Annotated in this window: 17 protein-coding genes; 11 read left to right on the forward strand and 6 right to left on the reverse strand. The window is 71.3% G+C overall.

What is annotated here, in order from left to right; genetic code table 11:
• Positions 1-35 precede the first annotated feature (35 nt).
• Positions 36-1,556: a peptide MFS transporter gene (locus tag ACIQK6_RS35765; protein ID WP_402696692.1), complete on the reverse strand. Its 1,521-nt coding sequence runs from the start codon at positions 1,554-1,556 to the stop codon at positions 36-38.
• A gap of 496 nt (positions 1,557-2,052) precedes the next feature.
• Between ACIQK6_RS35765 and ACIQK6_RS35770 the strand changes: the two genes are divergently transcribed.
• A complete protein-coding gene (locus ACIQK6_RS35770; RefSeq protein ID WP_030011073.1) occupies positions 2,053-2,730 on the forward strand; it encodes a response regulator transcription factor in 678 nt (225 codons plus the stop codon).
• Between the two features lie 38 nt (positions 2,731-2,768).
• Positions 2,769-4,034 carry an ATP-binding protein gene (locus tag ACIQK6_RS35775; RefSeq protein ID WP_329101375.1) on the forward strand — a complete coding sequence of 422 codons (1,266 nt, stop codon included), beginning with the start codon at positions 2,769-2,771 and terminating at the stop codon, positions 4,032-4,034.
• 215 nt (positions 4,035-4,249) lie between these two features.
• Here the strand turns inward: ACIQK6_RS35775 and ACIQK6_RS35780 are convergent, their stop codons facing one another.
• The gene (locus ACIQK6_RS35780; protein WP_329101377.1) at positions 4,250-4,786 is read right to left on the reverse strand and encodes a GtrA family protein; all 537 of its coding nucleotides are present in this window, start codon (positions 4,784-4,786) and stop codon (positions 4,250-4,252) included.
• 197 nt (positions 4,787-4,983) lie between these two features.
• Between ACIQK6_RS35780 and ACIQK6_RS35785 the strand changes: the two genes are divergently transcribed.
• The 4 genes from ACIQK6_RS35785 to ACIQK6_RS35800 all read left to right on the forward strand — a co-directional run bounded on the left by ACIQK6_RS35785 (position 4,984) and on the right by ACIQK6_RS35800 (position 9,042).
• Positions 4,984-6,123, forward strand: a complete 1,140-nt coding sequence (locus ACIQK6_RS35785) for a 5-(carboxyamino)imidazole ribonucleotide synthase (RefSeq protein WP_329101379.1) — start codon at positions 4,984-4,986, stop codon at positions 6,121-6,123.
• Positions 6,120-6,653: a 5-(carboxyamino)imidazole ribonucleotide mutase gene (gene purE, locus ACIQK6_RS35790; protein ID WP_266595787.1), complete on the forward strand. Its 534-nt coding sequence runs from the start codon at positions 6,120-6,122 to the stop codon at positions 6,651-6,653. The genes ACIQK6_RS35785 and purE overlap by 4 nt, the downstream gene beginning before the upstream one ends.
• Positions 6,650-7,831 carry a dipeptidase gene (locus tag ACIQK6_RS35795; RefSeq protein ID WP_329101381.1) on the forward strand — a complete coding sequence of 394 codons (1,182 nt, stop codon included), beginning with the start codon at positions 6,650-6,652 and terminating at the stop codon, positions 7,829-7,831. The genes purE and ACIQK6_RS35795 overlap by 4 nt, the downstream gene beginning before the upstream one ends.
• A 143-nt stretch (positions 7,832-7,974) precedes the next feature.
• Positions 7,975-9,042 (forward strand): membrane dipeptidase, encoded by a 1,068-nt coding sequence (locus tag ACIQK6_RS35800; protein WP_402696696.1) that lies wholly within the window; start codon positions 7,975-7,977, stop codon positions 9,040-9,042.
• 97 nt (positions 9,043-9,139) lie between these two features.
• On the opposite strand, the gene ACIQK6_RS35805 is transcribed toward ACIQK6_RS35800, so the two are convergent.
• Complete coding sequence (locus tag ACIQK6_RS35805; RefSeq protein ID WP_329101384.1) at positions 9,140-10,483, reverse strand: UDP-glucose/GDP-mannose dehydrogenase family protein; 1,344 nt, start codon at positions 10,481-10,483, stop codon at positions 9,140-9,142.
• A gap of 194 nt (positions 10,484-10,677) precedes the next feature.
• On the opposite strand from ACIQK6_RS35805, the gene ACIQK6_RS35810 reads away from it, so the two are divergent.
• The 3 genes from ACIQK6_RS35810 to ACIQK6_RS35820 all read left to right on the forward strand — a co-directional run bounded on the left by ACIQK6_RS35810 (position 10,678) and on the right by ACIQK6_RS35820 (position 13,814).
• Positions 10,678-11,850, forward strand: a complete 1,173-nt coding sequence (locus ACIQK6_RS35810) for an acyl-CoA dehydrogenase (protein WP_329101387.1) — start codon at positions 10,678-10,680, stop codon at positions 11,848-11,850.
• A 126-nt stretch (positions 11,851-11,976) separates the two neighbouring features.
• Positions 11,977-12,627, forward strand: coding sequence for a hypothetical protein (locus tag ACIQK6_RS35815; RefSeq protein ID WP_329101390.1), 651 nt, complete (start codon positions 11,977-11,979; stop codon positions 12,625-12,627).
• A 104-nt stretch (positions 12,628-12,731) separates the two neighbouring features.
• Positions 12,732-13,814, forward strand: a complete 1,083-nt coding sequence (locus tag ACIQK6_RS35820; RefSeq protein WP_329101392.1) for an NDP-sugar synthase — start codon at positions 12,732-12,734, stop codon at positions 13,812-13,814.
• A gap of 34 nt (positions 13,815-13,848) precedes the next feature.
• Here ACIQK6_RS35820 and ACIQK6_RS35825 read toward each other — a convergent pair whose 3' ends face one another.
• Positions 13,849-15,168: an LCP family protein gene (locus ACIQK6_RS35825; protein WP_329101394.1), complete on the reverse strand. Its 1,320-nt coding sequence runs from the start codon at positions 15,166-15,168 to the stop codon at positions 13,849-13,851.
• Positions 15,169-15,370: 202 nt separating this feature from the next.
• On the opposite strand from ACIQK6_RS35825, the gene ACIQK6_RS35830 reads away from it, so the two are divergent.
• A complete protein-coding gene (locus ACIQK6_RS35830) occupies positions 15,371-15,907 on the forward strand; it encodes an acyl-CoA thioesterase (protein WP_030014427.1) in 537 nt (178 codons plus the stop codon).
• Between the two features lie 21 nt (positions 15,908-15,928).
• On the opposite strand, the gene ACIQK6_RS35835 is transcribed toward ACIQK6_RS35830, so the two are convergent.
• Positions 15,929-17,422: an LCP family protein gene (locus ACIQK6_RS35835; protein WP_402696699.1), complete on the reverse strand. Its 1,494-nt coding sequence runs from the start codon at positions 17,420-17,422 to the stop codon at positions 15,929-15,931.
• Positions 17,423-17,597: 175 nt separating this feature from the next.
• Between ACIQK6_RS35835 and ACIQK6_RS35840 the strand changes: the two genes are divergently transcribed.
• Complete coding sequence (locus ACIQK6_RS35840; RefSeq protein WP_329101396.1) at positions 17,598-18,623, forward strand: glycosyltransferase family 2 protein; 1,026 nt, start codon at positions 17,598-17,600, stop codon at positions 18,621-18,623.
• Between the two features lie 73 nt (positions 18,624-18,696).
• On the opposite strand, the gene ACIQK6_RS35845 is transcribed toward ACIQK6_RS35840, so the two are convergent.
• The gene (locus tag ACIQK6_RS35845) at positions 18,697-20,454 is read right to left on the reverse strand and encodes an LCP family protein (RefSeq protein ID WP_402696701.1); all 1,758 of its coding nucleotides are present in this window, start codon (positions 20,452-20,454) and stop codon (positions 18,697-18,699) included.
• Positions 20,455-20,475 lie beyond the last annotated feature (21 nt).

A 20,475-nucleotide genomic window follows, 5' to 3' on the forward strand; every position in this document is an offset into this window, starting at 1 on the left:
GCCGGGCCGTCTCCGTCGTACGGGGCGCGAACGCGTCAGCCCATGCCGCCCATGAGGGCGTTGACCTTCTTGCGGTACATGAAGATCGCGAGGCCGGCGAGCGTCGCGGCGACCGCCTGGAAGAGGATGACCCCGACGCCGTTCAGCTGCACGTCGGCCAGACCCATCAGACCGGTGATGCAGTCACCGGCGGTGACGGCCAGGAACCAGACGCCCATCATCTGGGAGCCGTACTTCTGCGGCGCCATCTTCGTGGTGACCGACAGGCCGACCGGGGAGAGGCACAGCTCGGCGAGCGTGTGCATCAGGAAGATGAGCACCAGCCACCACATGGTGACCTTGGTGTCGTTGCCGGAGGTCTGGCTCAGCGGCAGGGCGAAGACGAAGAACGAGGCGCCGACGATGACCAGGGCCACCGAGAACTTCACGATGGTGCTGGGCTCGCGGTTGCGGCGGGCCAGGGCCACCCAGGCGGCGGCGAAGACCGGGGCCAGGGCCACCACGAAGAGCGGGTTCAGCGACTGGAAGATGGTGGTCGGGACTTCCCAGCCGAACAGGGCGCGCTCGGAGTTCTTGTCACCGAACAGCGAGAGCGTCGAACCGCCCTGGTCGTAGATCATCCAGAACACGGCGGCGGCCACGAAGAACCAGATGTAGGCGCTCATCCGGGTCTGCTCGACGGCGGAGAGGTCCTTGTCCCGCTTGATGCGCACGAGGACGGCGACCGGGATCAGCAGGCCGGCGATGGTGATCGGGTACAGCGCCCACTTGATGGTGAACATGTCCGCGGCGACCACGGCGCCGTAGAAGACGGCGACGGCGGCCAGGACGGCCAGCGCCTTGACGATCACGGCCTTGCGCTCGACCGCGCTCAGCGGGTTCGGGACGATGCTGCTCTGCGGGCTCAGGGTGCGGCCGGCCAGCAGGTAGACCACCAGACCGACGGCCATGCCGACGGCGGCCAGCGCGAAGCCGAGGTGCCAGTTCACGGTCTCACCGACGATGCCGATGCCGACCGGTGCGAGCAGGGCACCCACGTTGATGCCGATGTAGAAGATCGTGAAGCCGCTGTCACGGCGCGGGTCGTCCACACCGCGGTACAGGTGGCCGACCATCGTGGAGATGTTGGCCTTCAGCAGACCGGAGCCGACCGCGACCAGCAGCAGACCGACGAAGAACGCGATCTGGCCGGGCAGCGCGAGCGACACGTGGCCCGCCATGATCACGACGCCGGCGATGGCGACCGTCTTGCGGGCGCCCCAGACGCGGTCACCGAACCAGCCGCCGGGCATGGCCATCAGGTAGACCATGGCCACGTAGACGGAGTAGATCGCCGTGGCCGTCGCCGCAGTGAAGCCGAGGCCGCCACCCTGGCTACCGGTCGCGGCGTCGACACCGCCGGAGACCAAGTACAGGACGAGGAGCGCACGCATGCCGTAGTAGGAGAAGCGCTCCCACATCTCGGTCATGAACAGCGTGGCCAGGCCGATCGGGTGGCCGAGGAGGGTCTTCTCGTGAGCGGGGCTCGGAGAAGCCGTCGTCAGGCTGGAAGCCATGGTCGATCCTTGCTTGCTCGGGACGCATCGGCTTCGTGAGCTCGTCCGCGCCCGGTGGGGGGTGGCCGGCACCGGCGGACGGATCTCCCACCCCACGCCTCGGGGCCCGCCCCACGGGGATGGGGGGGCGGAAGGGCATCCGTCACCGGGATCCGCGCCCTCCCGCGCAGTCATCGCGCGAGGGCCCGGCCAACAGGTCGTTCACTGCCGTCAAGACGGGCCGGGCGGGCCCCAGGGGACCGCCCGTCCGGTTCCGGACAGAAATAGAGACCTTCGTGCCGCTTTTCGGCACAAAGGTCCCTGAGGTATTGCATCAGGCGTCTCGCCACCATACGACACGACACTGCGGCATATGAAAGGACTTGAGAGATGGATCACAAGGCGCGTCGGGAACCGTTCGACATATTCGAAGGCGCTTAGTAGTTCATAAGCCCAGATAGAGAGGGGGCTTCCCGGGGGCCTCTGGTTTCAGCCGCCGCGGACTACCATCACCCACATGACGCGTGTACTGCTCGCCGAGGACGACGCATCCATCTCAGAACCCCTGGCCCGCGCCCTGCGCCGGGAAGGGTACGAGGTCGAGGTCCGGGAGGACGGCCCCACCGCCCTGGACGCGGGACTGCAGGGCGGCGTCGACCTCGTCGTCCTCGACCTGGGCCTGCCGGGCATGGACGGCCTGGAGGTGGCCCGCCGGCTGCGCGCCGAGGGCCACGGCTTCCCGATCCTGGTCCTCACCGCCCGGGCGGACGAGGTCGACACGGTCGTCGGCCTGGACGCCGGCGCCGACGACTACGTGACCAAGCCCTTCCGGCTGGCCGAACTGCTCGCCCGGGTCCGGGCCCTGCTTCGGCGCGGTGCCACCGAGGCCGTCCAGCCCCCCGCCACCCACGGCGTGCGGATCGACGTCGAATCGCACCGGGCCTGGATGGGGGAGGAGGAGCTCCAGCTCACGGCCAAGGAGTTCGACCTGCTGCGGGTCCTGGTCCGCGACGCGGGCCGGGTCGTCACCCGCGACCAACTCATGCGCGAGGTCTGGGACACCACCTGGTGGTCCTCCACCAAGACCCTCGACATGCACATCTCCTGGTTGCGCAAGAAGCTGGGCGACGACGCCGCCAACCCCCGCTACATCGCCACCGTGCGGGGCGTCGGTTTCCGCTTCGAGAAGAGCTGACCGCCTCCTCCGCCCCCACCTGGGGCATGCTCTAGGGCATGCGCCGCCGCCTCATCAACTCCACGCTCGCCGTGGTGCTCGTCGTGATCGCCGTCTTCGGGGTCTCCCTCGTCATCGTGGAGACCCGGACCATCACCAGCAGCGCCCAGGACCGCATCGAGTCCGAGGCGCTGCGGCTCGTGGGCATCGTCGAGGCGAACGTCCTCGAGAAGAAGCCGATCGACCCCGTGGCCCTCGGCGAGCAGCTGGACGCCGGCCACCACGCGCGGATCACCGTCCCCGGCCAGCCGGCCGTGGACGTGGGCACCCCGATCCCCGAGAGCGTGATCCGCGGCACCGCCCGCGGGGAGCAGGGCGAGGTCGTGGTCGTCGAGGAATCCCGCTCGACCGTGACCCGCGAGGTCGGGCGGACCCTGGCCGTGGTCGGCGCGGTGGCCCTGCTGGCCGTCGTGGCGGCCGTGCTGCTCGCCGTACGGCAGGCCAACCGGCTGGCCTCCCCGCTCACCGACCTGGCCGAGACGGCGGAGCGGCTCGGATCGGGCGACCCGCGGCCCCGGCACAAGCGGTACGGGGTTCCCGAGCTCGACCGGGTCGCGGACGTGCTGGACTCCAGCGCCGAGCGGATCGGCCGGATGCTGACGGCCGAGCGGCGCCTGGCCGCGGACGCCTCCCACCAGCTGCGCACCCCGCTCACCGCCCTCTCCATGCGGCTGGAGGAGATCACGGTCACCGATGACCTGGCGACCGTGCGGGAGGAGGCGACGATCGCCCTGACCCAGGTGGAGCGGCTCACGGACGTGGTGCAGCGGCTGCTCACGAACTCGCGGGACCCGCGGACCGGCTCGGCGGTCCCCTTCGACCTGGACGAGGTCGTCAAGCAGCAGGTCGAGGAGTGGCGGCCGGCCTACCGCAGCGCGGGCCGGGCCATCGTGCGCTCCGGACGGCAGGGCGTACGGGCCGTCGGCACCCCGGGCGCGGTCTCGCAGGTGCTGGCCACCCTGGTGGAGAACGCCCTGATGCACGGCGGCGGCACGGTCGCGCTGCGCACCCGGGTGATCGGCAACCAGGCGGTGCTGGAGGTCACGGACGAGGGACCGGGCGTCCCGCCGGACCTCGGCAACCGGATCTTCGAGCGGGCCATCAGCGGCCGCAACTCCACCGGGATCGGCCTCGCAGTGGCCCGGGACCTCGCGGAGGCGGACGGCGGACGCCTGGAACTGCTCCAGACGCAGCCACCGGTCTTCGCGCTGTTCCTCAGCCGGACGGCCCCGGAACGGGCCGAACCGCAGGCCACGGTCCGCTAGGCCTAGGCCCTGTCGTCAAAGTCCCTCCCCCAGCTACCGCTGGGAGGTGCCCCCGGGCCCGCGACGCCCGGCACCGCACCTTGCCGCGTTGTCGGGGCACCCAAGTACGTCCAGTACTCGGGCGCCCCTCCGCCTTGCGATGCACGGCACCGGACGCCGCGGGCCTGACCGGCGCTACTTTGACGACAGGACCTAGGGCCCAGGGCCGCGATGCTCTAGTTGTTCGCGGGCTCCGGCTCGGGCATCGGCTCCGGCCTGCGGTCCGGCTTCGGCAGGGGCGCCGGCTCCGGCATCGGCTCGGCCTGTTCCACCGGCGCGGGCAGGGCCTTGAAGACCCACGTCCGGTACGACCAGAAGCGGAACACGGTGGCGGTCCCGATGCCGATGAACTTGAACACGTTGCTGGCGAGCGGGCCGTCCCAGCCGAACCCGTAGGTGGCGGTGTAGAGCACACCGCTCTCGATGACCAGGCCGATGCCGCTGAACGCGGCGAACAGGGACAGCTCGCGGGTACGACCGCTCTTGGCGCGGTCCCGGTAGGCGAAGTAGCGGAAGCCGACGTAGTTCGTGGCGATGGCCACGACGGTGGCTATCACGCTCGCGCGCACCACCTGCAGGTCGGTGGTGTTGCGGATCAGGTTGAAGACGCCCAGGTTGACCAGGACACCCAGACCGCCGACCGCCCCGAACTTGGCCACCTCTCGTACGAGGCCGCGTACACGTTCGACGACAGATCCGCCAGGCGTGCTCATCAGTAGGTCAGTCCTGTCGGTCACCGCCCGCTTACGGGGCGTCCGGTGTTCTCCGTCAACCCGCCCATGCTAAGTGTCCCCCCTGCGCTACGTCTGTGCCTTCCGGCACCCTGCGACGCACGGCACACGGGCAGCTCGGGCCGGAGCCGTGCCCATGCGGGTCCCGATGGCCGAATACCGACGGATACCCTGGAGGAGTGACGTTCCCGGTAGTCGGTATGGTCGGCGGCGGCCAGCTCGCCCGCATGACCCACGAGGCGGGCATCCCCCTCGGCATCAGATTCAAGCTCCTCAGTGACACCCCGCAGGACTCGGCGGCCCAGGTCGTGAGCGATGTCGTCATCGGCGACTATCGCGACCTGGAGACGTTGCGCGCCTTCGCGCGCGGCTGTGACGTGATCACCTTCGACCACGAGCATGTACCCACGGAGCACCTTCGGGCCCTGGAAGCGGACGGCATCCCCGTCCGCCCGGGGCCCGACGCTTTGGTGCACGCCCAGGACAAGGGGGTGATGCGCGCCAAGCTCGACGAGATCGGCGCGCCCAGCCCCCGCCACCGGATCGTGAGCGATCCGGACGACGCGGCCGCCTTCGCGGAAGAGGTGGGCGGGTTCCCCGTCATCCTCAAGACCGTGCGGGGCGGGTACGACGGCAAGGGGGTGTGGTTCGTCCGCACCCCCGAGGACGCGGCGGCCCCCTTCAAGGCGGGCGTCCCGGTCCTCGCCGAGGAGAAGGTCGATTTCGTCCGCGAGCTCGCGGCCAACATCGTCCGCTCCCCGCACGGCCAGGCGGTGGCCTACCCCGTCGTCGAGTCCCGCCAGGTGGACGGGGTCTGCGACACGGTGATCGCCCCGGCCCCGAACCTCTCGGAGGCCCTCGCGGGCGAGGCCCAGGCCCTCGCCCTGCGCATCGCCAAGGAACTCGACGTGACCGGCCACCTGGCCGTGGAGCTGTTCGAGACCACCGACGGCCGGATCCTGGTCAACGAACTGGCGATGCGTCCGCACAACAGCGGTCACTGGACCCAGGACGGGGCCGTGACCTCCCAGTTCGCCAACCACGTGCGCGCGGTCCTGGACCTTCCGCTGGGCGACCCGCGCCCCCGCGCCCCGTGGACGGTCATGGCGAACGTACTGGGCGGGGACTACCCCGACATGTACGCGGCGTACCTGCACTGCATGGCCCACGACCCCCAGCTCAAGATCCACATGTACGGCAAGGACGTGAAACACGGTCGCAAGGTCGGCCACGTCAACACCTACGGCGACGATCTGGACGATGTGCTGGAGCGCGCACGCCACGCTGCCGATTACCTCAGAGGAACGGTCACCGCATGAGCACCACCGCAGCCCCCGTCATCGGCATCGTCATGGGCTCCGACTCGGACTGGCCCGTCATGGAGGCGGCCGCCCAGGCCCTCGACGAGTTCGAGATCCCCTACGAGGTCGACGTCGTCTCCGCGCACCGGATGCCGCGCGAGATGGTCGAGTACGGGGAGCGGGCCGCCGACCGCGGCCTAAAGGCGATCATCGCGGGCGCGGGCGGCGCCGCCCACCTGCCCGGCATGCTTGCCTCGGTCACCCCGCTGCCGGTCATCGGCGTGCCGGTGCCGCTGAAGTACCTCGACGGCATGGACTCGCTGCTGTCGATCGTCCAGATGCCCGCCGGGGTTCCCGTCGCCACCGTCTCGGTCGCCGGGGCGCGCAACGCGGGCCTGCTGGCCGTACGGATGCTGGCCGCCCACGACCCGGAGCTGCTGGTCCGGATGCGCGACTTCCAGCAGGAGCTCAACGACCAGGCCACCGAAAAGGGCAAGCGGCTGCGCACGAAGGTCGCGAACGCGGAGTCCTTCGGGTTCGGAAAGTGAGCGCGGCGCAGCGTCTGGACGAGGCGCGCGAGCTGCTGGCCGAACACCCCGTCGTGGACGGCCACAACGACCTGCCCTGGGCGCTGCGCGAGCAGGTGCGTTACGACCTGGCGCGACGGGACATCGCGGGCGACCAGTCCGCCCACCTGCACACCGACATCCCCCGGCTGCGCGCCGGCGGGGTCGGCGCGCAGTTCTGGTCCGTCTACGTGCGCTCCGACTACGCCGGTGACGAGGCGGTCAGCGCCACCCTGGAGCAGATCGACGTCGTCGCCCAGCTGATCGACCGCTATCCCGGCGACCTCGTGCGGGCGCTGACGGCGGACGACATGGAAGCGGCCCGCGCCGACGGCAAGATCGCCTCGCTGATGGGCGCCGAGGGCGGCCACTCCATCAACAACTCGCTGGCCACCCTCCGCGCCCTGCACCAGCTGGGCGTGCGGTACATGACGCTCACCCACAACGACAACATCGACTGGGCGGACTCGGCGACCGACGAGCCCCGGCACGGCGGCCTGACCGACTTCGGCCGCGAGGTCGTCCGCGAGATGAACCGCGTGGGCATGCTGGTGGACCTCTCGCACGTCGCGGCGACGACGATGCGGGACGCGATCGAGGTCTCGGCCGCACCGGTGGTGTTCTCGCACTCCTCGGCGCGAGCGGTCTGCGACCACCCGCGCAACATCCCCGACGACGTGCTGGCGACGCTGCCGGGCAACGGCGGGGTGGCGATGGCCACCTTCGTGCCGAAGTTCATCCTCCCGGCGGCCGTCGAGTGGACCCTGGCCGCGGACGAGAACCTGCGCGCGCACGGTTTCCACCACCTGGACACCACCCCCGAGGCGATGGCCCTGCACCGGGCCTTCGAGGAGGGGCGCCCGCGCCCGGTGGCCACGGCCGCGACGGTGGCCGACCACCTGGACCACATGCGCGAGGTGGCCGGCATCGACCACATCGGCATCGGCGGGGACTACGACGGCACGGCCTTCACCCCGTCCGGCCTGGACGACGTGGCGGGCTACCCCAACCTCGTCGCCGAACTGCTCACGCGCGGCTGGTCCAAGGTCGACCTGGCGAAGCTGACCTGGACCAACGCGGTACGGGTGCTGCGCGACGCGGAGTCGGTGGCCCGCGACCTGTCGGCCTCCCGGGGCCCGTCGAACGCGGTGATCCGATAGCGGACGCGGTGCCCGGCGGACGCGGTGACAGAGTGTGACCTGCGGGTTCACTCGAACGCTGCGTCCGCCGGGCGGCCCGGCCGTCCTGCGTGTCACGGTGACAGCGCCCCTTCCCCGCTGCCGCCGACACCGGAGCGAACGCCATGGCCGACCTGCAGGACGAACCCCACTCCGTGGGCATCGGAGCCGAAGACCTCCCCGCACCCGCGGCGGCGGTGGCGGCGGGCGCCCTCGACCGGGCCGTCGCACTCCTGGCCGTCCATCCCGTGGTCGACGGGTGCAACACCCTGGTCCGGACCCTGCACCAGAGCCCGTACCACGACATCGAAACCTCGGACGCGGGCGTTGACACCGACATCCCGCGGCTACGCGCCGGGGGAGTGGGGGCCCAGTTCTGGTCCCTGCTCGTGCCGTCGGGGCGGGCGCACGAGGACGCCCCCGGTGACCAGGTGCTCTCCGACACGCTGGACCAGATCGACACGGCGCTGACCCTGATGCGCCGCTACCCGAACAGCCTCTGCCTGGCCCTCGGCGCCGACGACCTGGCGGACGCCCGCAATCGGGGCCGCATCGCCTCGTTCCTGGGCCCGGTGCCCGGCCGCACGCTGACCGGCTCGCTGGGCGCACTGCGCGCCTTCCACGCGCTGGGCGTACGGATCCTCGCGCCCTCGGGAGCGCCCTGGGCGCAGGAGGAACTGACGGCCTTCGGCCACGAGGTGGTCCGCGAGGCGAACCGGCTGGGGATCCTGCTGGACCTCACGGGCTGCGCACCGGCGGTCGCCCGCCGGGTCGCGGGGGCCTCGAAGGCGCCGGTGATCATCTCGAACACGGGGGCGGCCTCGCTGAACCCGCATCCGGGCAACGTGACCGACGAGGTCCTGGCCGCGGTGCGGGAGGCGAACGGCCTGGCGATGGTCACCTTCGACACCGTGCGCACCGGGGACTCCCTGCACGCGGTGGCGGACCACCTGGACCACGTACGGGCCATCGCGGGCCCGCACGGCGTCGGACTCGGCGCCACCTTCGGCACCGGACCGGGCCACCCCCGCCCGACGGGCCTCACCGACCCCTCGGGCTATCCGCGGCTCATCGCGGAGCTCCTGGAGCGCGGCTGGCCGGAGTCCGAGGTGGCCCTGTTGACCTGGGGCAACGCCCAGCGCGTCCTGCGCGACGCGGAGTTCACCTCCCGCGCCGCCGGCCACCGCCGCTAGCTCAGCCCCGCCAGAACCAGCCCCGCCGGCGATTGAGGCGCGGGGTCCGGGGCGGAGCCCCGGGTCCTTTCCCCTTTGCCGAGCAACCCCGCAGGGGTCAGGCCCGCGGGCGGCCCATCGCCCGGTAGGTCCAGCCCGCGGCCCGCCACCGCACCGGGTCCAGCGCGTTGCGGCCGTCCAGGACGAGGCGGTCGGTCACCACACCGGCCAGCTCCGCCGGGTCGAGGTCACGGAACTCGCGCCACTCGGTGAGGTGCAGGACGACCTCCGCGCCCCGGGCCGCCTCCAGCGCGGAGTCCGCGTAGCCGAGGGTCGGGAAGACGCGGCGGGCGTTGTCCATGCCCTTGGGGTCGTAGACGGTGACCTGGCCGCCCTGGAGGTGGATCTGCCCGGCCACGTTCAGCGCGGGGGAGTCCCGTACGTCGTCGGAGTCCGGCTTGAAGGTGGCTCCCAGCACGGCGACCCGCTTGCCGAGGAACGAACCGCCCACGGCCTCCCGGGCCAGTTCGACCATGTGCCCGCGGCGCCGCATGTTGATGGAGTCGACCTCGCGCAGGAAGGTCAGCGCCTGGTCGGCGCCCAGCTCGCCGGCGCGCGCCATGAAGGCCCGGATGTCCTTGGGCAGGCAGCCGCCGCCGAAGCCGATCCCGGCGCGCAGGAACTTCGCGCCGATCCGCTCGTCGTAGCCGATCGCCTCGGCCAGCTTGACCACGTCACCGCCGCCGGCCTCGCACACCTCGGCCATCGCGTTGATGAAGGAGATCTTCGTGGCGAGGAAGGAGTTCGCGGCGGTCTTCACCAGCTCAGAGGTCGGGAAGTCGGTGACCACCAGCGGGGTCCCCTCCGACATCGGCGTCTCGTACACCTCCCGCAGCACCTTTTCGGCGCGGTCGCCCTGGACGCCGATCACGATCCGGTCGGGGTGCAGGGTGTCGTCCACCGCGAAGCCCTCCCGCAGGAACTCCGGGTTCCAGGCCAGCTCCACGTCCGCGCCCGCCGGGGCCAGCTCCGCGAGCTTCACCGCGAGCCGCTCCGCCGAACCCACCGGCACCGTGGACTTGCCGACCACCAGGACCGGCCGCGTCAGGTGCGGGGCCAGCGAGGCCATCGCGGAGTCCACGTAGGACATGTCGCAGGCGTACTCGCCGTGCTTCTGCGGGGTGTTCACGCAGACGAAGTGGACGTCGCCGAAGGCGCCGACCTCCTCGTAGGAGGTGGTGAAGCGCAGCCGGCCGGTCGAGCCCGGCAGCCCGGCCACGTGCTTGGCCAGCAGTTCCTCCAGCCCGGGCTCGTACATCGGGACCCGACCCGAGGCCAGCATCTCGATCTTCTCGGGCACCACGTCCAGCCCCAGCACCTCGAATCCCAGTTCCGCCATCGCGGCGGCGTGGGTCGCACCGAGGTATCCGGTGCCGATCACAGTGATCTTGAGCGGGGCCATGGGTGCTCCAGAGGTGCGGGGCCGTTTGCGGCCACTGAGCATAGTCGGGCCCACCAGCGGGGACGTTCCCCAGGAGACCGCCGCTGTCACCCATCTCACGTGGTCCGTGCATATCGCCATCCGTGACCGGACCACTAGGCTTGGGTTACTTAACGGTAGTTAGCATCACGCATCACCCTGGGGAGTGAGAGATCTTGGCGGGTTCTGCCGACTTCGACCTGTACCGCCCGGCCGAGGAGCACGACATGCTCCGCGAGTCGGTCCGCTCGCTCGCCGAGGCGAAGATCCTGCCGTTCGCCGCCGCGGTCGACGAGGAATCCCGCTTCCCGCAGGAGGCCCTGGACGCCCTGGTCTCCAGCGACCTGCACGCCGTCCACGTGCCCGAGACCTACGGCGGCGCGGGTGCCGACGCCCTCGCCACCGTGATCGTGATCGAGGAAGTGGCCCGCGTCTGCGCCTCCTCCTCCCTCATCCCGGCCGTGAACAAGCTCGGCTCGCTCCCGGTGATCCTCTCCGGCTCCGAGGAGCTCAAGGCCAAGTACCTCGGCCCGCTGGCCAAGGGCGACGCGATGTTCTCGTACGCGCTCTCCGAGCCGGACGCGGGCTCCGACGCCGCCGGCATGAAGACCCGAGCCGTGCGCGACGGGGACTTCTGGGTGCTCAACGGCGTGAAGCGCTGGATCACCAACGCGGGCGTCTCCGAGTACTACACGGTCATGGCCGTCACCGACCCCGAGAAGCGCTCCAAGGGCATCAGCGCCTTCGTCGTGGAGAAGGGCGACGAGGGCGTGTCCTTCGGCGCCCCGGAGAAGAAGCTCGGCATCAAGGGCTCCCCGACGCGCGAGGTCTACCTCGACAACGTCCGGATCCCGGCCGACCGCATGATCGGCGCCGAGGGCACCGGCTTCGCTACCGCGATGAAGACGCTGGACCACACCCGCATCACCATCGCGGCCCAGGCGCTCGGCATCGCCCAGGGCGCACTGGACTACGCCAAGGGCTACGTCCAGGAGCGCAAGCAGTTCGGCAAGCCGATCGGCGACTTCCAGGGCGTGCAGTTCATGCTCGCGGACATGGCCATGAAGATCGAGGCCGCCCGCCAGCTGACCTACTCGGCCGCCGCCAAGTCCGAGCGCGTCTCCGCCGGCGGTGACAAGGAGGACCTGACCTTCTTCGGCGCCGCGGCCAAGTGCTTCGCCTCCGACGTGGCCATGGAGGTCACCACGGACGCCGTCCAGCTCCTCGGCGGCTACGGCTACACCCGCGACTACCCGGTGGAGCGCATGATGCGCGATGCCAAGATCACGCAGATTTATGAAGGTACGAATCAGGTTCAGCGGATCGTGATGGCCCGCAACCTTCCGTAGGGGCCCGACCCCGCGGAAACACGTGGCTCCCGGCGTGCGGCCGGGGGCCACGTGCGAGACGGCCGGCGCCGCACCCTAGGCTGTGCGCCGGTCGGCCCCCGGGCGCGGGGCTCAGGGGGGAACGGGATGTCCGCAGAACGTCAGATATCGGGGATGCTCCGGCAGATCGCCCGTCAGCAGGACGTCATCGAGATCGGTCCGCAGGGCTCCCGCCCGAAGGCGGCCGCCCTCGCGCACGTGGCGGAGCAGTACGGCTACGTGTACGGCTCGGCACACGCGACCGGGTACAAGGACGCGCAGATCCTCCTGCGGATGTACCGGGACCCGAGCCCCGAGGCGCGCTCCCGCGAGGCGGCCACGCTGACCGCCCATCCGCGGGCGGGGATCGGCGGGACGGCGCCGGGGCTGGAGCCCGGGTCGCTGAAGCCCGTACCCGAAGCGGCCGGCGCCGTGGCCGTGCTGAAGGACCTCATCGCCTTCGACCTCGCGGCCCGCTTCGTCACCAGCCGGGGCCAGATGGTGCTGTGCTACCTCGGCTGCGTGCTCGTGACCGCGCTCCAGCTCGCCACCGGCCCGCTGGTCGAGGCGGTGGCCACCGGCGCGAGCCTCGTGGTGTTCCTGACCGTGGCGCTGAAGGCGGGTCAGATCCACCGGGCGAAGCTGGCCCGGCGCCTGAGGGAAGCCGGGTTCTTCGCGGTGCGCGACGAGCAGGGCAGGCAGCGGTTCCTGCGCCCGGGGCAGCAGTTGCCGGGCCACGCGAACCCGTTCGCCGCCTGAGGCCCCGGCCTGCGGCGCAGGCTGACGCACGCACCGCCCGTGGGGGGTACCCGCATGGGCTAAATTTGGACCTTCGTACGCCGGAATCGGTTGGGGAGAACGCAATGACGGAAGCGATCCTGCTGGTCGGCGGACAAGGGACGCGCCTGCGCCCCGTGACGGTGAACACGCCCAAGCCGATGGTCCCCACGGCCGGCGTCCCGTTCCTCGCCCACCAGATAGCCAGGGCCGCCGCCGCCGGTGTCACGCACATCGTGATGGCCACCTGCTACCTCGCCGAGGTCTTCGAGCCCTACTTCGGCGACGGATCCGACTTCGGCCTCAGCCTCGAATACGTGGTCGAGGACGAGCCCCTCGGTACCGGCGGCGCCATCCGCAACGCCGGAGAGCGCCTGACCGGCGGCCCGGACTCCTCCGTCCTCGTCTTCAACGGCGACATCCTCACCGGCCTGGACATCGCCGGGCTGGTCGAGTCGCACGAGGCGGCCGACGCCGACGTCTCCCTGCACCTGGTCCGGGTCGAGGACCCGCGCGCCTTCGGCCTGGTCCCCACCGACTCCGAGGGGCGGGTACTGGCCTTCACCGAGAAGCCGCAGACCCCCGAGGAGATCATCACCGACCAGATCAACGCCGGCTGCTACGTCTTCCGCCGCAGCGTGATCGACGCCATCCCGGCCGGCCGCCCGGTCTCCGTCGAGCGCGAGACCTTCCCCGGCCTGCTCGCCGCCGGGGCCAAGCTGCACGGCGTCACCGAGAACACCTACTGGATGGACCTCGGCAAGCCCGAGTCGATCATCCAGGCCTCCGCCGACCTCGTACGCGGCGTGGTCTCCTCCCCGGCCGTCCCCGGACGCCGCGGCGAGTCCCTGGTCCTGCCCGGCGCCGAGGTGGCCGCCGGGGCCAAGCTGTCCGGGGGCACCGTCGTGGGCGCGGGCGCCCGGATCGGGGCCGGAGCGGTCGTCCAGGGCTCCATCGTCCTCGACGGCGCCGTCATCGGCCCGGACGCCCAGGTGAACGCCAGCCTGATCGGCGCCCGCGCCGCGGTCGGCGCGCGGACCGTCCTCGACGCCGTCGTCATCGGCGACGGCGCCACCGTGGGGGCCGACAACGAACTGCGCGCCGGCGCCCGCGTGTGGTGCGACGCGCAGTTGCCCGCCGCCGCCGTCCGCTTCTCCCCGGACGCCTGAATCCAGGCCCGGGGAGGCGGGGAGGCCGCCGGCGTCAGTTGCCGCGGACGGTGACCTTCTCGTCGTTCTGGATCTGCTTCACCAACTGCTGCACCTTCGCCTTGTCCCAGACGAGGTTGCCGCCGCGCTGGCCGGAGATCGGCATGTTCATCGACACGCCGTCACCGCCGTTGACGCCCTTCATCGCGAAGAACATCTGGCCCATGTCGTACAGGCCCATGTCCTTGTCCACGATGAGGGTGTCCAGGCCCGCGCCCAGCATCGGGTAGAGCGCGAACGGGTTGAGGATCGTCGACGGCGTCGCGGCCTGGCTGGCCAGCGCCGACAAGAACTTCTGCTGGTTCTTCGTCCGCTGGAGGTCGGACTCGGCGAAGGCGTACCGGGTCCGTACGAAGGCCAGGGACTGCTCGCCGTTCAGGGTCTGCTTGCCGGCCTTGAAGTCGGCGCCCGACTTCTCGTCCTTGAAGCCCTCCTCGATGTTCAGCTCCACGCCGCCCAGCGCGTCCACGATGTTCGCGAAGCCGGCGAAGCCGATCTCCGCGTAGTGGTCGATGCGCAGGCCCGTGTTGTGTTCCACCGTCCGCACGAGCAGCTCGGGGCCGTCCTCCGCGTACGCGGCGTTGAGCTTGACCCGCCGCCCCTGCGCGGGGAACGTCTTGCCGGACTGGGAGCCGACGAAGGAGGGGATCTCCACGTCAGAGTCGCGCGGCAGCGAGATCATGGTGTTCCCGCTGGAGCACTTCGCCAGGATCATCATCGAGTCGGTCCGCTTGCCCTCGGCCGAGCCCGTGTGGAGCTTCTTCTTCTCCTCGTCGGACATCCCCTCGCGGCTGTCGGAGCCCACGATCAGGTACGTCGTGCAGTCGCCCTCCTTCGGGCGCTCGATGACCTTGGAGAGGTCCACCTCGCGGCGCACCTTGGAGTCGGCCCAGAAGTAGGTGGCGACGGAGGTCACCAGGAGCGCGGAGACCAGCACGATCGAGCCGACCTTGATCCGCTTGCGCCAGTCCGGCGCGGGACCGGGCGCCCGCCCGGGGCGGCCGGGCCCGGACGGCCCGCCGGGGCCTCCCGGACCGCCCGGAGCACCGCCCTGCGGAGCCCCGTAGACCTGGCCGGTGTTGTAGCCGCTGTCGTAACCGCCGTACGTGTCGTGGCCGCCCGCCTGCTGCGGGGGTACGCCGTACGCGGGCGGCGGGCCCGCCGGGCGTTGCGGGCGCGGGGGCTGCGCGGGCCGAGGAGGCTGCTGCGGCTGCGGCTGCCGCTGGATGTGCCGCATCCGCTGCACGCCCTCGGGCTGCGGCTGCGCGCTGCCGCGCCCGTACGCGTCGTCACGACCTTCTGGCCAGTCATTCATGCGCCCAAGAATGCCTGCCCGGGTGCGTGCTCCGACAGCCCGGTCCGCATTCCGTTCCGCTGCTGTTGCAGAGCTGATGCCTCCACGGGCCATCTCGACGGTGACGCGTCGGTCGGGCCGGGCCCGCGACACCCGCCGCGCACGCACCGGGCACCCGCTCCCCGATCCGGCCCGACCGACAAGACACCCCTAAGGTGTCCGTATGACACAGATACCGGGCGAGCTGCCCGGGAAGCCCACCGCAGCCTCCCGGACGACCCTCAGCCACATCATGACCGCCAACGACACCAACCTCCTCGGCACGGTGCACGGTGGTGTGATCATGAAGCTGGTGGACGACGCGGCGGGCGCCGTGGCCGGCCGCCACTCCGGCGGCCCGGCGGTCACCGCCTCCATGGACGAGATGGCCTTCCTCGCACCCGTGCGCGTGGGCGACCTCGTCCACGTGAAGGCCCAGTGCAACTGGACCGGCCGCTCCTCCATGGAGATCGGCGTACGCGTCCTCGCGGAGCGGTGGAACGAGTCCACCCCCGCCACCCAGGTCGGCACCGCCTACCTCGTCTTCGCCGCGGTCGACGCCGACGGCAAGCCCCGCGAGGTCCCGCCCGTCCTCCCGGAGACGGAGCAGGACGAGCGGCGCTACCAGGAGGCCCAGATCCGCCGCACCCACCGGCTCGCCCGCCGCCAGGCGATCATGGCGCTGCGCGAGGAGCGGGCGGCCCAGGGCTTCGACGACTGACGCCGAGGCCGTCCCGAACCCTCAGTCCCCGCAGACCACCTGGTCGCCGGTGACCACCCCGAAGGCGCCCCGGTAGGGGTCCTCGGCGCGCACCGGCACCACCTTGCGGTAGTCCGCGCCCGCGATCACCAACACCGTCCGGCCCTGGCCCGCCACCGCCCGCAGTTCGCTGCCCGGCAGCGCGGTCGCCACCGAGCGGGCGGAGCGGTCCCAACGCGGGTCGTACGTGATCACCGTGCGCTTGACCTCGCGGCTGGCCCCGTTGCCCGGGGCCCGGGTCGTGTCGAAGCCGGTGGCGCGCAGCGCGGCGTCCACCCGGCCGCCCATTCCGTCGATCCGGGTGCCGTTCTCCACCTGCACGCGGACCTCGCGCGGGGGCACGTCCACCGGCACCGCCGAGGGCGGGCCGCCGGCGGCCTTCCCGGGCCGGGCGGGGGCGAGCGGCCGGTCCTCGCGCAGCGCCTCGAACAGCTTGGCCGCCTTCGGCTCGTCCCACTTCACGGTGGACCCGATGCCCTTGACGGGGAAGGAGGGGCTGCCGATGGGCACCGAGGCGAACTCCGAGGAGGACGGGGTGAAGTCCCGCATCGCCTGCCCGAGGGCCAGCATCTGCTCCGAGCCGAAGTCCTTGTCGGCCCGGACGGACCCGAGGAGGGTGGAGCTGACCTCCTTGAACTTCACCGGGTTCAGCAGCACCCCGCCCCCGGTCGCCTGCTTGATCAGGGCGGCGACGAACCGCTGCTGGCGCTGCATCCGGCCGAGGTCGGAAGCCCCGTCGACGTGGCGCGAGCGCACGTACTGCAGGGCCTGTCCACCGCTGAGGCGGTGGTTGCCCGGCAACAGGTCGAGTCCGGTGTTGCGGTCCCGCATGGTCTTGGCCGTGCAGATCTCCACGCCGCCCATCGCGTCGACCGTCTTCATGAAGCTGGTGAAGTCGACCTCCAGGTAGTGGTCGATCTTCACCCGGGTCATGTTCTCTACGGTCCGCACGGTCAGGTTGGGCCCGCCCTCCGCGTACGCCGCGTTCAGCCGTACGGGGTGGGCCTTGTGCGCCTTGCCGGTGACGAGGTCCCGGTGCGCGGGCACCTCGGCGAAGCTGTCGCGGGGCAGACTGATCACGCTGGCCCGTTCCTTGTCGGCCGACAGGTGCACCAGCATGATCGTGTCCGTGCAGTGGCAGGGCGCGCCGCCCAGGCGGTACTCGCGCTTCTCCTCCGGGGAGACCTTCTCTCGCCCGTCGGTGCCCACCAGCAGGAAGTTGAGGCCGTGTCCGGCCTGCGGGCGGTTCTTCATGTCCTTGAACGGGTCCACCCGTTCGATCCCGGTGTCCAGACCGGTCATCACGGCGTGCCCGACGGCCCCGGAGCCGAGCACCACCACCGACAGCCCGGCCGCGAGCCGTACGCCCCACCGGGGCCGCCCCTTCCGGTGCCGGGCGCGGCAGCCTCCGCCGCGTCGGGCGGGCTGCGGCCGGGGCGGCCCGTCAGGACGGGCGGGACGGTGCGGCTGGGGCACGGTGGACACCTCCGCGGGGGCAGCAGGGAGACCGGCCGGGGCACTGACCGGATCGGCCGATTCGGCAGAACAGTAGGCCCATACGATCAGCAGCTGTCCTTACCGATCGCTCGGCGCGCACCCGGTTCCCCCGTACGCGGTAACGTGACACCGATACCCGACCTTGAAGGACCACATGCCCGCCCAGCAGCCCGCAGTCTCGGTGATCATGCCGGTGCTCGACGAGGAGCACTACCTCCGCGATTCCGTCCGCCACATCCTGGAGCAGGAGTACGCGGGCGAGATGGAGGTGGTGATCGCACTCGGGCCGTCCACGGACCGCACCGACGAGATCGCCGCCGAACTCGTCGCCGAGGATCCCCGAGTCCACACCGTCCCGAATCCCACCGGCCGGACCCCGGCGGCGCTCAACGCCGCCATCAAGGCCTCGCGCCACCCGATCGTGGTGCGCGTCGACGGCCACGGCATGCTCTCGCCGAACTACATCGCCACCGCCGTGCGCCTCCTGGAGGAGACCGGCGCCCAGAACGTCGGCGGCATCATGCACGCCGAGGGCGAGAACGCCTGGGAAGAGGCCGTCGCCGCCGCGATGACCTCGAAGATCGGTGTCGGCAACGCGCCGTTCCACACCGGCGGCCAGGCGGGACCGGCCGAGACCGTCTACCTCGGAGTCTTCCGCCGCGAAGCGCTGGAACAGCAGGGCGGCTACAACGAGGAGTTCATCCGTGCCCAGGACTGGGAGCTGAACTTCCGCATCCGTGAGGCCGGCGGTCTGATCTGGTTCTCGCCGGAGCTGATGGTCCAGTACCGTCCGCGCCGCTCCGTACGGGCCCTGGCCAAGCAGTACAAGGACTACGGGCGCTGGCGGCACGTGGTGGCCCGCTACCACTCGGGCTCCATCAACCTGCGCTACCTGGCCCCGCCGACCCTCGTCTGCGCGATCGCCGCGAGCGTGGTCGTGGGCGTGACCGTCTCCCCCCTGGGCTTCCTCCTCCCGGCCGGCTACCTCGCGGCGATCACCGCGGGCTCCGTACCGGCGGGCAAGGGGCTCGGGATCAAGGCCCGGGCGCAGATCCCCGTCGCCCTGGCGACCATGCACCTGAGCTGGGGCTTCGGCTTCCTGACGAGCCCTCGGGCGCTGGCGAACAAGGTCATCGCGAGCCGCCGTCCGGCCGTGCAGCGGGACTCCTCGCAGGTCTGAGACGTACGAAGGGGCCCGGCCCGGGGGGTGCGCACCGTCGCAGCCGCCGGGCCGGGCCCCTTTCACGTGCGCGCTACCAGGTGAAGCCCGGCTGGATCGCCATGCAGGCGCCCTCGTTGTCGCCGTTGAGCGCGTGGGCCGAGGTTGGGGCCACGGTCGGGGCGGGCGGCGGCGGAGTGGGCGCGTTGCCGGTGCGCCAGTCCTTGCCCACGTACAGGGTGATCCCGGAGACCTCCTCGGACTTCTGCACCGAGGAGGCGGGCAGGCCCAGGGCGGTGGCCACGACACCCGCGTCGGCCGCTTGGGCGTCCGTGGCGTAGCGGACGACCGTGGTGTCCTCGGCGCCGGTCTGGGTGTCGGCGGTGGCCTTGGTGAAGCCCTTGCCGGTCAGCAGCGAGGCCACCTCGTTCGCCCGGTTCTTGACGCGGGTCTCGGCGCCGGCCTTGCCGCTCGTGGCGTTGCGGACGGCGACCGCGATATTCGCGGCAGCCGCGCCCGGTGCCGTGGTCGGTGCCGTGGTCGGTGCCGTGGTGGGGGCCGTGGTGGGTGACGTACTCGGGGCGGCCGGCGTCGGCGTTCCCGCGGACGCGGACGCGGAGGCGCCCGGGGACGGCGAGGCGCCCTCCGCCGGGGTCCCGGAGCCCTTGCCGTCGAGCGCGATGTCCTCGCGGACCATCCGGAACACGGCCTCGGCCTCGTCCGCCATGGGCTCGACCCGACCGTCCAGGCCGGGCTTGGTGCTGTAGACCCACGGCATGGTGGTCATGGTGATCCGGCCCGGGGGAACCTTCTTGAGCTCCATGCTCAGGTCGTACAGCTTGTCGATCTTGTCCAGCCCGGGGTCCACGACCATGGCCTCGATCGCCGCCTGCGCCAGGCTGTTGAGCTTCACCGGGTTGGTGAGCTTGGCGTTCTTGCGGAACTCGCGGGACATCGACGTCATGTACTGGTGCTGGGCATGGGTGCGGCCGATGTCGGTGCCGTCCTCGAAGCCGTAACGGGTGCGCAGCCACTGCAGGGCCTGCTCGCCCTGGATGACGCTCGTGCCCTTGGGCAGCTTCAGGCCGGAGCCCTTGCCGTCACGGGTGCGGGAGTGGACGTTCTCCTCCACGCAGACCGGGACGCCGCCGATGGCGTCCGCCATCGAGACCACGCCCTTGAAGTCGATCATCATGAAGTGATCGATGGGGATCTTGGTCAGTTCTTGCCAGGTGGCGACCGTGCAGCCCGGACCGCCGCGCTGCAGGGACTCGTTGGTCTGCACGAGGCCCTTGCTGGCGGGGTGCACCTTGCCGGCAGGCTCGGTGCACTTGGGCATCATCAGCATCGTGTCGCGCGGCATCGAGACGACCGACATGTTGCTGCGGTCCGCGGACAGGTGCAGCAGCATCTGCACGTCCGCCAGCGGCGGGCCGTCGAAGGTGTCCGTGGCCCCGCCCAGGGCCTGGTTCGCCGCGTCGTCGCGCGCGTCGGAACCGATCAGCAGGATGTTCAGCGGGGTCTGCCCGGAGGCGTTGGGCTTGGAGCCGCCCAGTTTGGTCTCACCGAGGTTCAGCGCGTCCGTTTGGATGGCGCCGTTCAAGTGGCGGTAGTACAGGTATCCGGTGGCCGCCGTCCCGAGTATCAGCAGGGACAGCACGGAGGCCGTCCAGCGCAGCACGCGCCGCCGGCCCTGCCTGCGGGTGGGGCCGCTGCCGGCCTCCGGGCGGCCCGCCCCGGAGCCGCCCCGCTGTGGGGGCACCGTGCCGGACGCCGCCGCCCCGCCGCCGGATATCTCCTCCCCGGCTGCCTGGGCGTTCGCCCCCTCCCCTCGCACGCTGCTGCGCCTCACACGTCCCCCTCAAGATCCTTC

Source organism: Streptomyces sp. NPDC091682 (genome assembly GCF_044756625.1).
Lineage (GTDB): Bacteria > Actinomycetota > Actinomycetes > Streptomycetales > Streptomycetaceae > Streptomyces.

What these genes read in the sequence shown, in the direction of transcription:
- ACIQK6_RS35765 (WP_402696692.1), bottom strand. Translation starts at nt 1,556, where the DNA reads ATGGCTTCCAGCCTGACGACGGCTTCTCCGAGCCCCGCTCACGAGAAG.
- ACIQK6_RS35770 (WP_030011073.1), top strand. Translation starts at nt 2,053, where the DNA reads ATGACGCGTGTACTGCTCGCCGAGGACGACGCATCCATCTCAGAACCC.
- ACIQK6_RS35775 (WP_329101375.1), top strand. Translation starts at nt 2,769, where the DNA reads ATGCGCCGCCGCCTCATCAACTCCACGCTCGCCGTGGTGCTCGTCGTG.
- ACIQK6_RS35780 (WP_329101377.1), bottom strand. Translation starts at nt 4,786, where the DNA reads ATGAGCACGCCTGGCGGATCTGTCGTCGAACGTGTACGCGGCCTCGTA.
- purE (WP_266595787.1), top strand. Translation starts at nt 6,120, where the DNA reads ATGAGCACCACCGCAGCCCCCGTCATCGGCATCGTCATGGGCTCCGAC.
- ACIQK6_RS35800 (WP_402696696.1), top strand. Translation starts at nt 7,975, where the DNA reads ATGGCCGACCTGCAGGACGAACCCCACTCCGTGGGCATCGGAGCCGAA.
- ACIQK6_RS35805 (WP_329101384.1), bottom strand. Translation starts at nt 10,483, where the DNA reads ATGGCCCCGCTCAAGATCACTGTGATCGGCACCGGATACCTCGGTGCG.
- ACIQK6_RS35815 (WP_329101390.1), top strand. Translation starts at nt 11,977, where the DNA reads ATGTCCGCAGAACGTCAGATATCGGGGATGCTCCGGCAGATCGCCCGT.
- ACIQK6_RS35820 (WP_329101392.1), top strand. Translation starts at nt 12,732, where the DNA reads ATGACGGAAGCGATCCTGCTGGTCGGCGGACAAGGGACGCGCCTGCGC.
- ACIQK6_RS35825 (WP_329101394.1), bottom strand. Translation starts at nt 15,168, where the DNA reads ATGAATGACTGGCCAGAAGGTCGTGACGACGCGTACGGGCGCGGCAGC.
- ACIQK6_RS35830 (WP_030014427.1), top strand. Translation starts at nt 15,371, where the DNA reads ATGACACAGATACCGGGCGAGCTGCCCGGGAAGCCCACCGCAGCCTCC.
- ACIQK6_RS35840 (WP_329101396.1), top strand. Translation starts at nt 17,598, where the DNA reads ATGCCCGCCCAGCAGCCCGCAGTCTCGGTGATCATGCCGGTGCTCGAC.